This is a genomic window from Exiguobacterium sp. JMULE1, from assembly GCF_013337175.1.
Lineage (GTDB): Bacteria > Bacillota > Bacilli > Exiguobacteriales > Exiguobacteriaceae > Exiguobacterium_A > Exiguobacterium_A indicum.
The window spans coordinates 2416351-2428308 of the sequence record NZ_SGWC01000002.1 but is presented as its reverse complement, the minus strand read 5'-3'; the positions used below and the strand labels follow the sequence as shown (position 1 = coordinate 2428308).

Genomic DNA, 11958 nt, shown 5'->3' with positions numbered 1-11958 from the left:
GGATCTCGCATGAATCCATATGCCACATACCAAACGAACTCTGTCACAACCGCATTACCGCAAGATTTGACGCTTATGCTGTATGAAGGATTGATCAAATTTGCAATGCTCGCGAAACGATCGATTGAACAAGGGTTAATCGAACAAAAAAATACGAACATCCAAAAAGCACAAGCGATCATCAGTGAACTTCAATTGACACTCAATCAGTCGATTGCATTATCGAAAGACTTAAACGCGCTTTATGATTATATGCAAGGGCGTTTGATGGATGCGAATGTCAAGAATGATGTCGCTGCGATCGAGGAAGTCATCGGCTTTGCGGAAGAGTTCCGTGAGACTTGGAAAGAAGCGATGAAGCTCGCGAAGCAACGATGAGTCCGCTTGACCCGCTTCGCCTCAAGACGAAACGGCTAATGGAGTTACTGGATCAGACGCCGAGCGACGAGACGTATGATGATTGGATTGAAAAAATTCAGCATCTGCTCAATGAACGGGAAGCATTCATTGCGGCACACTCCAATTTACTAGCCGGTGCAAATCAAGCAATCATTCAGGAGTTGGTAGCAGACAGTCGACAAATCGACTTGAAATTATCAGCGGAAACGGCTAAATTAGGGGTACAAATTAGTCAGTTGCGTCAGACACAGTCGAGTCGGAAGTCATATGTCGATCCGTATGAGGATGTCGACAATAGCTTTTCTCCGTATTTTGATTCGCGTCAGTAATGTTTTTGCGTGAGGGAGGAATCTTTCGTGAAGAAACAAGAGCAGGGTAAACGCCGTGTCCCACAAACCTATTTCCAATCGGATGGTTCATATGATCAGTTCATCGAACCGGATGTCGAGACGGAATCGTGGGAAGCGCTCGAGCGTCCGATTTCGGAACAACCGGATGTGTATGAGGAAGAAAAGTATCGCCGTGAATCATAACACGATAAAAAGAACGGAATCGGCGGATTCCGTTCTTTTTATTTGAAGCGATAAGCATTTTTGTCTTCCTGCTTGACCGTGTACATCGCTTCATCGGCGCGAATCAACAGGAGACTCGTCGTTGTTCCGTCTTCTGGGTAACGTGCGATCCCGATCGAAGGCGTGACGTGCATCGTCTGTGCTTGATAGAGAAACACCTCATTCAGCCGCTTAAGAATGTTTTCTGCGTAATGGATCGTACCTGCGCGATTTCGGTGTAAGAAGACGATGAATTCATCGCCGCCAAGTCGTGCTGCCATCTCCGATTCCTGCAAATCGGCTTCTAAGCGTCGTGCCGTCTCTTGTAGGACGAAGTCCCCGGCGTCATGACCGAACTGATCATTGATGTGTTTAAAACCATCTAAGTCGATGAACAATAACGATCCTTCTTGCCAGTGTGGTAATTCATTCGATAGGACTTCCTCGAAATAGCGACGATTTGGTAAGCCGGTGAGCGCATCCTGGTATCCGAGCGAACGTAACATCCGTTCTTCCGTTAGAGCATGCGTCCGGTCCGCTAAGATGATATAGAAGTCATGCTCGCGCGGAATCGAGATGACCGTCACTTCAAAGGCGCGTCCGTCGTCGAGTTGCATCAGTTGATGTTCGATTGGTGTTTCTTGCCAGCTGATCGGGACGATCTGTTCCATTAGCTGATCTGGAAGGTGTCCGGCAGGAAAATATTGTTCCGCGATCGGATTCATCGCTTTTTCATGACCGTTGGCATCCATCCGAACGATCGGATAAGGATGATTCAAAAATAGCCGGCGGTACTCTTCCTTTCGCAGTTCCAGGCGCTCCGTTTTTTCGTTGACGCGTTGCAATAACTCATTTTCCGAGAGACTTAACTCACGCAAAAGTCGTGTATTTTGACGCTCGGAGAAAAATTGGCGTACGAAAAAGAGCGAGAAAAGACCGATGAGACTACTCCAGTAGATCGCAGATGGGATCGGTACGTACGAGATGCCACCAACGACGATTAAGAGACTGAGGTAGGGAAGGTACGAGATCGTCCATCGTTCAGAGGCTTTCGGTGAGTGCGTTTTTCGATAATACTGCAAGAGACCATATAAGCTGACCGGATACAACGGGAAGAACCAACTGGCGATGTCGAGCTGATTCCGGATGAAAAACGTATAGTAACCGAAAATTGCAAAGATGAACAACAGCATCGATTGAATCAGTAACCGATGCGATTTATTGTGTAAGCCGGTCGTATAAAGTAAGAAGAAAAAGAACAGTTGTGCGATGAAGCTAAGCGCAAAACCACTCATCCCGACGAGTTCGATCGGAGAACGGGCGAAATCCGGGATATAGCGTAAGACGACCGTATAACCGAAGACGAATGTCATACCGAAGAGTAAAATCCCATCGACGTAAAGAAGTGGTAAGCGCCGGACCGTCGACCAATTGATCTGTTTCGCGAAAGTCATCGCTGTCAGGATAAAAAAGCCGGTAATCGTCAGGTTGACGACGGTATCGAGCTCCGGTGGATGCCAGGCAACTGGTAAGAAGCTAAAGGCAAAGTTCAAGATGATACCGATCGTGAACCACTCGATTGCTCGCCGGATGATCGGTAACGTACCGGACGAACGAGCTACCCATGAACAATAGAGAAGTCCGGTGATTGTGCTGAAGACAGCAAAAATCGGACCAGCATGAAACCAGCTTGATCCGAGAATGGCAATGTACGTAACGATGACATACCACTGGACGCGAGACATGTGTCGCATGCGTGATCCTCCTTTTTATGTAATTTGATTAGACGTTATGTGTTTCACGATACAATTCCCAATGTTCCCGTGCTTCTTTTTTTGTCCGGTCCGACACGGTCTTACTTTGGAAGATGAGACCATACCATTGTTTCGCATCATCCGTCCGTTTTAAGACAGCATACAAGTCACTGATCCGCAGTAAGAGGACATCGTGGGGGATACCGGTACGAACAGCATCGGTATAATTGAGATACAAGGCTTCGTACTTCGTGACTGACCGTTCCATCCACTGCAATTCTTGTGCTTCGTCTTCAAGCATCCGGTACATCCAAGCAATCCGGACGCCGAGCATGGCAAGAATCGCTTCTTTTTGTCCCGTTACTTGCGCTGTATAGAGGGCTAATTTATATAGCTGTAAGGATTGTTCGATCGTTCGCTCCGTCGCTGCGAACGGTAACACCGGGAGCGTTGGTAAAATTTGCTCTTCGAGCGTCTGACGCACGTCGGTCCGTAACTTTTCAAACGACTCATGAAAGACGAAGCGGCAGCGGGAACACTGGATTGGTTCGTACAGATAGGGATTCGATCCTTGGTAATGGACGAAACCGTCAAAATCCGTCCGCTCGACCCGAATATGACGCGACAAGACACGCTTCGTCTCTGTTTCTTTTAAGCAATAGGTACACTTACATTTTTTTAAATACAATTCAGGCATGGATAATCTCCTCGTGTTGTCGGATTAGACAAAGACGTTGACGAGCATGCCTTTGATTTCCCCGACTTGATCTAAAATATCAAGTCGTCTTGATTCTCCGGATAAGACGGTGTCCGTCAATTGCAATAGCTTCGTATCGACTTGTTCGACGACTTTATAGATTTTCGTCCGTCCGCGGCGATTGAAGCCGCGTTTCTCTTCTAATTGCTGTGATTGATCCAGTGCATCCTTTAAAAAATCCTTGATTTTCTCCTTGTAGCTCTCTAGATTTTCGATCGTATGACTCTCAGCGAGGAGTTGACCGTGCTCTTCGACGAGCAGTAACTTTTGCTGGAGACGTTCATAGCCTTTATGTTCTCGTTTATCCTGCATTAAGGCAGAGAAGGTCGTCGATGCCTCGACTTCCCGAGGACCGGACCGAACTGCCTGAAGCCGTTGTGTTTCTTGAATGCGGCGAATGTCCATAGCTGACACTTCCTTCTTAGTTGAGTAGTTGCAAGACGCCTTGCGGTAATGCGTTCGCTTGCGCAATCATGGCCATACCGGATTGGTTGAGGATGTTGTATTTCGCATACTCCATCATCTCTCGAGCCATATCGGTATCGCGAATCCGTGACTCGGACGCCGTCAAGTTCTCGCGACTGATACTGAGGACCGAATTCGTTGCTTCGAAGCGATTCTGGATCGCACCAAGCTTCGCGCGTTGATTCGAAACATTGTCGATCGCTTTCGTATAGAGGGTGATCGCAGTGCTTGCACTCTCACTCGACATGACGCTTAACGCATATTCCGTCGTGCCACTCGTTTCTGTCATGGCGACACTATCCGTTGCCGGAGCAGTTGTCGTACTAATACCGAGCGCCAGCCCACGCATGTCTTTGACGGTAACTGAGATACCTTCGTTTGCCCCAGCATTCGTTTGAACGAAGAGGGCGCTTTTCCCTTCAGCGAAGTCACCCGTTAGGATATCTTTGCCGTTGAACTGGGTCGTCTTCGCGATCCGTGTCACTTCATTCGTCAACTGGTCGATTTCGGATTGGATCGAAGAGCGGTCTTCAGGAGCAAGTGTTCCGTTACCTGCTTGAACAGCAAGTTCACGCATCCGTTGTAAGAGACTATGCGTTTCATTCATGCCGCCTTCTAAGGTTTGTACCATCGAGATGCCATCGAGAACGTTTTGTTCCGCTTTATCGAGTGCTTGCAAGCGATTCCGCATCTTCTCAGAGATGGCGAGACCAGCTGCATCGTCTGCAGCACGATTAATCTTTTGACCGCTTGATAGTTTATCCATCGTTGTCTTGACATTTAATTGATTCGCTGTCAGGTTACGATACGCCTTTAGTGCTTGGACATTGTTTGAGATTTTCATTCGTGTGCCATCCTTTCATATCCTGCATGATGGGCTGCCCGAGCAAGTGGGCGCTTATTTGTACTTGCTGCTTGCCATGTAACTAGCAGTTCTTCAGCAAGGAAAAGTGCTTCTGTGAGCACGTGATGTTCTGTGTAGGCACGCAGCGTCTGTTGACCGAGGTAAAAGTATAATGCTTCGAGTTGGGACGTGATGATCCCGCCGTCGTCATGCAATCCTTCCGAGAGCTTCGTCAGTAGCGCGTAGGCTTTTTGTAGACGTTCATTCATGTGATCAAATGCTTTTGCTTCAATCGCCGTGATCGCCTGTTCATACTGAAAGACAAGTCCTTGCAACATTTTTTCCGTCAATTGTTGTGGGGTCATCTGATACAGTTCTTGTTCTGTCATGTCTGTCGTCCTTTCGCGTGGTCCAGTTCTTCGATCAATAAGAGGAGTTCTGCCATGACGTCATAGAGTTGCGGTGGAATCGAGGTCCCGAGGTCGAGATCGAGCAGGTGACCGAGTAATGAGGTATCGTGTTCGACAGCGATTCCGTTGGCTCGAGCTTCCTGTAAGATCCGGTCTGCCGCTTGTCCTGTCGCGCGGGCGACAACGACAGGTGCTTGTCCGGACGCTTCATCGTAACGCAGAACGGCAGCAGATTTTCGGTGCTTCAAATCGATTTTCTGGTACATGGCTTCCTCCTTTAAATCCGGTAATCGTACCCGTTTGGCGTCTCATCCTTCTGCGTAGCAACGTCTTGACGTTCTTCTTTCGTGAACGGTCGGAACTGAATCCGAACATCCTGATAACCGGTCGCTTCTAAGGCGTCCGTCGTTCGTTCAAGAAACGGTGTAGCAAGTCGCTCGAGAATCGGGAGATCGTTTTCGATCGTGATTTGCATCTTCCGATTGACGGTTTCGACGCGTACGCCGATATCCCCGAGACGTTTCGTGTTCAGCTGGACGTACAACGTATTGTTTTCCCAGTCGATCACTTCATCCGGTCGCTTGTTTTGAAGGTGAACATGAAGACCGGCTGTCGCTTCGACGATCTGGACCGGAAGCGATAACAGAATCTGATTCAACTGCTGTTGATTGTCAGGCTTATTGATTTGCTGTTGCGTCGTCAAGAATGACTGAAGTTTCGAAGCTTCCGGATTGAGAGTCGGAGCAGCGAGCTTCAACTCGGCGCTTTGCAGCTGCAGTGCTTTTTGAACCGTTTCTTGTAAAACTCGCGGACTGTTTTGTTTCGGTTCATACGGTATGAGTTTTGCCGGTGCGTCGTTTGGCGTTCGAGCGCTTGACGCGTTCCATTCCGGTAAATAGGTCGGACGGACGTTCGCTGGCGCGTAGCGGAAGGCTTCAAAGCCCGTCCGGACTTCTTGCAGTAGTGCCTTCGCTTCTGTTCCCCGACCGTGGGAAGCGAGTTCAGCACCGCGTTCGAGCTTCGATAAAAAGTGGATCAACTGTTTTTCATCCCGCATCGTCGTATGCAACATCGCGTCCGTTTGCTGGAACATTTGCTTCAAGCGGTGTGCCGTACTTTCGATGACAGCAACCATTTGCACTGGGCGGGACTCGACGAGTGGTTCGATTTGTCGCAGTTGCGACACGATCGTTCGCTGTTGGCTCTTGAAGTCGTTCGTCACCTCCGCTAAACGAGGTGTTACCTCTCGGACGAGGGTCAGAGCCGACCGTATCGGAGTAGCTTGCTCGACCGGACTTGCGGCACGGGCCGTCAGACCAATCAATTGTTCGCGGACACTCGTCTTCGGCTCAAGTGGAGCTTGCGGGAAGTAAGGTGTCAGTTGTTTTCGGACCGTTTCGACGTCCCCTTGATCAAGCGCTGTAATGAGTGCGGGACGTTCCTTCGCTGGCAAATGTTCAATGTACTGACGCATATGCAGCGGTGTCGCAGCTTCGATATCACGCTGCGTTGGTAAGGTGACTCGTGCAACGTCAAGCGCAACGACTTTTTCAAACGTCGGTTGGTCGCGTAAGGCATCGCGTTCCGGAAGGACATCGACAAATTCTTCGGTCGTCGCTAACAGACTATCAATCAAGAGTTCTGCTTCCGGTGGAAGCGCGTTATCAGGACGCGAGACGAGTTCAAGGACAAGATCCTTGTAGCTGCCTTGAAGGGCCATGACCAGTTGGGCGACGACTTCAGGTGTTTGAGGCAACTGACCGCTCGCAAGAAGTTTTGCGACAGCCGGTTTCAGTTCTGCTGGCACGCCTTCGAGTAAAGCAGGATCGACGTTTGACGGAATCGAGACGGCGGACGGTGTTTCAGCGTCAGTCCCTGAGACAGCTGGTAGCTGTTCGATCAGATAACCTTCCGCCGTTTGACCTTTTACTTTAAACTGGAAATCACCTGTCGGAACTTCTCCAGTGAATGTCATCTCGATTTTATCCCGTCCGACTTGAACGAGCGCCGTATGCGGTCCTGTTTGTTCCAAGACGGTTCCTTTATATGTCTTCGTCTCCGAAAGAACGGTTTGTCCGGCAGGTACCGTCGAACGAGCTGGATTCAACTGGATATTCATCAAACGTCCTCCTTTTTTCAAAATACATCATCTTATTATATATCGGCAGAAACGAAAAAGGGTTGAGCGAAAATATCGCCCAACCTTCGTTTTTTCAAGATTTGATTGCATTAAAGCGTTCCTCTAATGTCATCGCGTTCAATTGTTGATAGCGAGCCATAAGCTCACCTGTTGCTTTCATTTGGTTGCGGACGATGTAAGGAGAGGCGTTCACGGGAAGGATCATGCCATTGCGGGTCTTCAGCTTAGTCTGTCCATCCTCTTCGAGGACATCAATCATATGACTCCAAGCGTACCATTCGCAATCATCACGTTTCGGTGATTTGGTAGGGAAAAAGACGAGGCCGAGTGACGGTTCGATGACAATCGGGACTTTTCCTTTCACGGATGCGACACGTTTTGCGGTGACGATCCGTTCCTCAATAGAACTATTGTACTGCCTGCACGATAATTGCAACAGTTGATACGGTCGAAGTGGCGTCATGATGGTAGAACCATCTTCTAGCACGATGATGGACTGCTTCATCATGTCGTAGCAAGGTAAGATCGCTACGGTCCGCTTCGTGATTCGATACTTTTCATCATTATGGAATGGTCGCATGTCGACTACATCCTCCTCAAATGGGACAATGGATAAAACAGGTAATTACTAACGATATAATACAATATTACAAATGTAATGACAATGTAATTTTTTGAAATATAGAACAATGTCTTGGTGGAAATTGATAATTACGTGGTAATGGTTTCTAAATAATCAGAATTTTTAATTGTCAATAATTCCTTCTTTTGATAGACTAATTCGTGAGAGCTTGCTCTCGTACTCTGGTTTGCGAAGGGAACGTGAATTCGAATGGAACAAGGTAAAGTCAAATGGTTTAATGCTGAAAAGGGTTATGGATTCATCGAAACGTCTGACGCGAAAGACGTCTTCGTACACTTCTCAGCGATTCAAGTCGATGGTTATAAATCACTTGAAGAAGGCGAAGAAGTGGAATTTGAAATCGTTGAAGGTGATCGTGGTCCACAAGCTGCGAACGTTTCAAAGATCTAATCCAATAGCAGCCGCCACCGTTTTTAGGCCATCCGCCTAAAAGCGGTTTTTTGTTTTGAATCCATTTGAAACGGGTATATACGTTAACATCAACATGCATCAATATTATCGTACGCTAAGAATCGAAGTGAACGTTCATGAGAATGTCATCGTTTTCATGGTGTTCCTTCACTTATCGTGCTATAATAAAAACGAACCAAAGAATTTCGAATATTCAGAAGGAAACGACTGGATCATCTCGAATTCATAGGTTCAACCGGTTACTTAAGGAGGAGTTTACATGATCTACAACATTCGCGGTGAAAACTTGGACGTCACAGATGCTCTCAAGGATTACGTCGAGAAAAAGCTTGAAAAGTTAACTCGTTATTTTACAACTCCTACGGAAGCGCAAACGGCTTATGTCAATCTCAAAGTCAACAATGAGAAGCAAAAAGTCGAAGTGACGATTCCAATGCCAAACCTCTTGCTCCGCGCAGAGGATATCAATGGCGATATGTATGCAGCAATCGACCTCGTCGTCGATAAGCTCGAACGTCAAATCCGGAAACACAAAACGAAGTTGAACCGGAGAGGACGCGCTAAAGAAGGCGGCATCGGAGAGTACTTCAAAACGCTCGAAGGACCGGAAGCGGAAGCGCCAGTCTATGAAGAGGACGAGGCAGAACTCGAACTCGTTCGGACGAAGCGTTTCACACTCAAACCAATGGACACGGAAGAAGCGATTCTTCAGATGGACATGCTCGGGCACGCATTCTTCGTCTTCTCAGACGCAGAAACGGGCAACACGAACGTCGTCTACCGTCGTAAGGATGGTCGTTACGGTTTGATTGAACCAGAATAATGAATGCAACAGGGACTCGCTCTTACGGGCGAGTCCCTTTTTGATATGATGGAAAACTATTTTTAAACACGATACGTTTGCTCTATGACGAAAGACCGAGACCGCTACTCGGTCCGCTTGTTGAAATTTGACGTCGTATTCGGTACACTGAATAAAGGAAAAATCTCGGAATTCTGTTCGTTCAAAGAATCGTTCGAAGTAAGGGGACTGTAAGGCATGGCTAATTTTCTAAAAGAATTATTTGCACCAACGAAACGTGTCCTGAAGAAAGCCGAAAAAGCAGCAGACGCTGTGGAAGCGCTCGAGACACAAATCGGTGCGTTATCGGATCAAGAACTTGAAGGAAAAGTCGTTGAATTCCGTGAGCGTCTCGCTAACGGAGAAGACCTAGATGATATTTTACCGGAAGCTTTCGCGGTCTGTCGCGAAGTGTCGACACGCGTTCTCGGCATGCGCCACTACCGCGTTCAGTTGATCGGTGGATATGTCCTGCATAACGGGGATATCGCCGAAATGAAGACCGGGGAAGGTAAGACACTCGTCGCAACACTCCCTGTTTATTTGAATGCCCTCGCTGGCAACGGCGTTCACGTCGTTACCGTCAACGAATATCTTGCAAAACGTGACCGTGACATCATGGAACCTCTTTATGCGGCCCTTGGTCTATCGGTCGGCTTGAATCTCTCAAGCATGTCGCGTCAGGAAAAACAAGCAGCCTACAGCTGTGACATCACGTACGGAACGAACAACGAGTTCGGTTTCGACTACTTGCGTGACAACATGGTCCTGTATAAAGAAGACCGTGTCCAACGACCGCTCCATTACGCTGTCGTCGATGAAGTCGACTCAATCCTCGTCGATGAAGCGCGGACACCACTCATCATCTCAGGGTCTGCCGAGAAATCGACAGCGCTCTATTCGCAAGCGGACACGTTCGCGAAAATCATGAAAGCAGATGAAGACTACACGGTCGACATCAAGACGAAGAGTGTTCTGTTGACGGAGCAAGGGATCGACCGCGCTGAGAAATATTTCGGCATCGATAACCTGTTTGGTCTCGAGCATGTCTCACTCAACCATCATTTGAGCCTCGCACTGCGGGCGAATGCCGTCATGCACCGCGACGTCGACTATATGGTGCGTGAAGACGAAGTCATGATCATCGACCAGTTCACAGGTCGTGTCATGGAAGGGCGTCGTTACTCAGAAGGTCTGCACCAAGCGATCGAAGCGAAGGAAGGCGTCGAGATTCAACGCGAATCGATGACGCTTGCGACGATCACGTACCAAAACTTCTTCCGAATGTATACGAAGCTTGCCGGGATGACGGGTACAGCGAAGACGGAGGAAGAAGAATTCCGTAACATCTACAACATGCACGTCGTACCGGTTCCGACGAACAAACCCGTCGTCCGAAACGATATGCCGGACTTGATCTTCAAAACGATGAACGGGAAGTTCGCTGCCGTCGCAGACGAAATCGAACGCGCCCACCGCGAAGGACAGCCTGTCCTCGTCGGTACGGTTGCCGTTGAGACGTCGGAGTTACTCAGTAACATCCTCAAGAAACGTGGCATTCGTCACGAAGTCTTGAACGCGAAAAACCACGCACGTGAAGCGGAAATCATCGAGAACGCCGGTCAAGCGAACTCGGTCACGATCGCAACGAACATGGCCGGTCGTGGTACCGACATCAAGCTTGGTGAAGGTGTCTTAGATAAAGGTGGTCTCTTCATCCTAGGGACAGAACGTCACGAATCACGCCGGATCGATAACCAGCTCCGTGGTCGTGCTGGTCGTCAAGGAGATCCAGGGGCATCACAATTCTATCTCTCACTTGAAGATGAATTGATGCGTCGTTTCGGTTCTGATTCGCTGCAGTCGATGATGGACCGTCTCGGAATGGATGATTCACAACCAATCGAGAGCCGGATGGTGTCTCGTGCCGTTGAATCGGCTCAAAAACGCGTCGAAGGCAACAACTTTGATGCGCGGAAACAAGTCCTCGGCTACGATAACGTCATGGCGGACCAACGGAAAGTCATGTACGCGGACCGGGCAGCGATTCTCGATGCGGGTTCCGTGTCAGATATCGTCCGTCCGATGATCGAGCAGACGATCGAAGCAGGCGTTCATCAGTACACGCCGGTCGAGTTCGTCCCGGAAGAGTGGAGCATCGGTGCGCTTGCGGAGTGGGCAAACCAGACGCTTGCGATCGAAGAGAAGGTCACGGAAAGCGACCTCTTCGGAAAAGAACGTGAAGAAATCATCGAGTTGCTTAAAGAGCGGACATTCGCGCACTACGAGCACAAACGGTCAGAAGTCCCAGCCGAAGCATTCGATGAGTTCGAAAAAGTCATCGTTCTTCGTGCCGTTGACCAACACTGGATGAACCATATCGATCAAATGGATCAACTCCGTGAAGGGATTCACCTCCGGGCATATGGTCAAAACGACCCGCTCCGTGAATACCAATCGGAAGGGTCGATGATGTTTGATGCGATGAACGCTGCGATCGCTGAAGAAGTGACACAATTCGTCCTTCGGGCAGATCTCGATCCAAACCTCAAACGCGAAAAAGTCGTCCAAGACGAAGTCGCCGTTTCGGGTAAGGAAGATAAAGCGGTCAAGAAAAAGCCGGTCCGGAAAAATCCAAACGATCAAATCGGACGCAACGATCCGTGCTGGTGTGGATCCGGTAAGAAATATAAGAACTGTCACGGCCGTCAGGCATAAGTGATGAATCGACTGAAAGAGAGGC

At 48.7% G+C, this 11958-nt stretch carries 14 protein-coding genes; 6 read left to right on the top strand and 8 right to left on the bottom strand.

From position 1 onward, the window contains the following. Positions 1–9: 9 nt before the first annotated feature. From fliS to EXW93_RS12950, 3 genes are read left to right on the top strand one after another with little or no spacing between them, the layout of a single operon-like run. Entirely contained in the window at positions 10–378 is a 369-nt protein-coding gene (gene fliS / locus EXW93_RS12960) for a flagellar export chaperone FliS (protein WP_058264652.1), read from the top strand. Beyond that, complete coding sequence (locus tag EXW93_RS12955; protein ID WP_254606208.1) at positions 342–728, top strand: hypothetical protein; 387 nt, start codon at positions 342–344, stop codon at positions 726–728. Before fliS ends, EXW93_RS12955 begins: the two co-directional genes overlap by 37 nt. Positions 729–755: 27 nt before the next feature. Continuing rightward, on the top strand, positions 756–932 hold the full coding sequence (locus EXW93_RS12950) for a hypothetical protein (RefSeq protein ID WP_023469257.1): 177 nt from the start codon (positions 756–758) through the stop codon (positions 930–932). A gap of 38 nt (positions 933–970) precedes the next feature. Here EXW93_RS12950 and EXW93_RS12945 read toward each other — a convergent pair whose 3' ends face one another. From EXW93_RS12945 to EXW93_RS12910, 8 genes are all read right to left on the bottom strand, one after another. After that, positions 971–2704 carry a GGDEF domain-containing protein gene (locus tag EXW93_RS12945; protein ID WP_174316542.1) on the bottom strand — a complete coding sequence of 578 codons (1734 nt, stop codon included), beginning with the start codon at positions 2702–2704 and terminating at the stop codon, positions 971–973. A 28-nt stretch (positions 2705–2732) separates the two neighbouring features. After that, complete coding sequence (locus EXW93_RS12940; protein ID WP_174316541.1) at positions 2733–3401, bottom strand: DUF2225 domain-containing protein; 669 nt, start codon at positions 3399–3401, stop codon at positions 2733–2735. Positions 3402–3425: 24 nt separating this feature from the next. Then, complete coding sequence (locus EXW93_RS12935) at positions 3426–3866, bottom strand: YaaR family protein (RefSeq protein ID WP_035396250.1); 441 nt, start codon at positions 3864–3866, stop codon at positions 3426–3428. Positions 3867–3882: 16 nt separating this feature from the next. Then, the gene (locus EXW93_RS12930; protein ID WP_174316540.1) at positions 3883–4770 is read right to left on the bottom strand and encodes a flagellin N-terminal helical domain-containing protein; all 888 of its coding nucleotides are present in this window, start codon (positions 4768–4770) and stop codon (positions 3883–3885) included. After that, entirely contained in the window at positions 4767–5159 is a 393-nt protein-coding gene (locus EXW93_RS12925; RefSeq protein ID WP_174316539.1) for a flagellar export chaperone FliS, read from the bottom strand. The genes EXW93_RS12930 and EXW93_RS12925 overlap by 4 nt, the downstream gene beginning before the upstream one ends. After that, the gene (locus tag EXW93_RS12920; RefSeq protein WP_058713336.1) at positions 5156–5446 is read right to left on the bottom strand and encodes an EscU/YscU/HrcU family type III secretion system export apparatus switch protein; all 291 of its coding nucleotides are present in this window, start codon (positions 5444–5446) and stop codon (positions 5156–5158) included. The genes EXW93_RS12925 and EXW93_RS12920 overlap by 4 nt, the downstream gene beginning before the upstream one ends. 11 nt (positions 5447–5457) lie before the next feature. After that, a complete protein-coding gene (locus tag EXW93_RS12915; protein ID WP_174316538.1) occupies positions 5458–7299 on the bottom strand; it encodes a hypothetical protein in 1842 nt (613 codons plus the stop codon). Positions 7300–7393: 94 nt separating this feature from the next. Further along, complete coding sequence (locus EXW93_RS12910; protein ID WP_023469249.1) at positions 7394–7900, bottom strand: competence protein ComK; 507 nt, start codon at positions 7898–7900, stop codon at positions 7394–7396. 252 nt (positions 7901–8152) lie between these two features. Here EXW93_RS12910 and EXW93_RS12905 point away from each other — a divergent pair, with 252 nt between their 5' ends. The 3 genes from EXW93_RS12905 (at position 8153) to secA (ending at position 11933) form a co-directional block, all read left to right on the top strand. After that, entirely contained in the window at positions 8153–8353 is a 201-nt protein-coding gene (locus tag EXW93_RS12905) for a cold shock domain-containing protein (protein ID WP_023469248.1), read from the top strand. A 280-nt stretch (positions 8354–8633) separates the two neighbouring features. Continuing rightward, positions 8634–9197 carry a ribosome hibernation-promoting factor, HPF/YfiA family gene (gene hpf, locus EXW93_RS12900; RefSeq protein ID WP_023469247.1) on the top strand — a complete coding sequence of 188 codons (564 nt, stop codon included), beginning with the start codon at positions 8634–8636 and terminating at the stop codon, positions 9195–9197. Positions 9198–9413: 216 nt separating this feature from the next. Continuing rightward, positions 9414–11933, top strand: a complete 2520-nt coding sequence (gene secA / locus EXW93_RS12895) for a preprotein translocase subunit SecA (RefSeq protein ID WP_035396263.1) — start codon at positions 9414–9416, stop codon at positions 11931–11933. The last annotated feature ends 25 nt before the right edge of the window (positions 11934–11958 follow it).

What these genes read in the sequence shown, in the direction of transcription:
- EXW93_RS12925 (WP_174316539.1), bottom strand. Translation starts at nt 5,159, where the DNA reads ATGACAGAACAAGAACTGTATCAGATGACCCCACAACAATTGACGGAA.
- EXW93_RS12935 (WP_035396250.1), bottom strand. Translation starts at nt 3,866, where the DNA reads ATGGACATTCGCCGCATTCAAGAAACACAACGGCTTCAGGCAGTTCGG.
- EXW93_RS12940 (WP_174316541.1), bottom strand. Translation starts at nt 3,401, where the DNA reads ATGCCTGAATTGTATTTAAAAAAATGTAAGTGTACCTATTGCTTAAAA.
- secA (WP_035396263.1), top strand. Translation starts at nt 9,414, where the DNA reads ATGGCTAATTTTCTAAAAGAATTATTTGCACCAACGAAACGTGTCCTG.
- EXW93_RS12915 (WP_174316538.1), bottom strand. Translation starts at nt 7,299, where the DNA reads ATGAATATCCAGTTGAATCCAGCTCGTTCGACGGTACCTGCCGGACAA.
- EXW93_RS12910 (WP_023469249.1), bottom strand. Translation starts at nt 7,900, where the DNA reads ATGCGACCATTCCATAATGATGAAAAGTATCGAATCACGAAGCGGACC.
- hpf (WP_023469247.1), top strand. Translation starts at nt 8,634, where the DNA reads ATGATCTACAACATTCGCGGTGAAAACTTGGACGTCACAGATGCTCTC.
- EXW93_RS12945 (WP_174316542.1), bottom strand. Translation starts at nt 2,704, where the DNA reads ATGCGACACATGTCTCGCGTCCAGTGGTATGTCATCGTTACGTACATT.
- EXW93_RS12920 (WP_058713336.1), bottom strand. Translation starts at nt 5,446, where the DNA reads ATGTACCAGAAAATCGATTTGAAGCACCGAAAATCTGCTGCCGTTCTG.
- EXW93_RS12930 (WP_174316540.1), bottom strand. Translation starts at nt 4,770, where the DNA reads ATGAAAATCTCAAACAATGTCCAAGCACTAAAGGCGTATCGTAACCTG.
- EXW93_RS12905 (WP_023469248.1), top strand. Translation starts at nt 8,153, where the DNA reads ATGGAACAAGGTAAAGTCAAATGGTTTAATGCTGAAAAGGGTTATGGA.
- fliS (WP_058264652.1), top strand. Translation starts at nt 10, where the DNA reads ATGAATCCATATGCCACATACCAAACGAACTCTGTCACAACCGCATTA.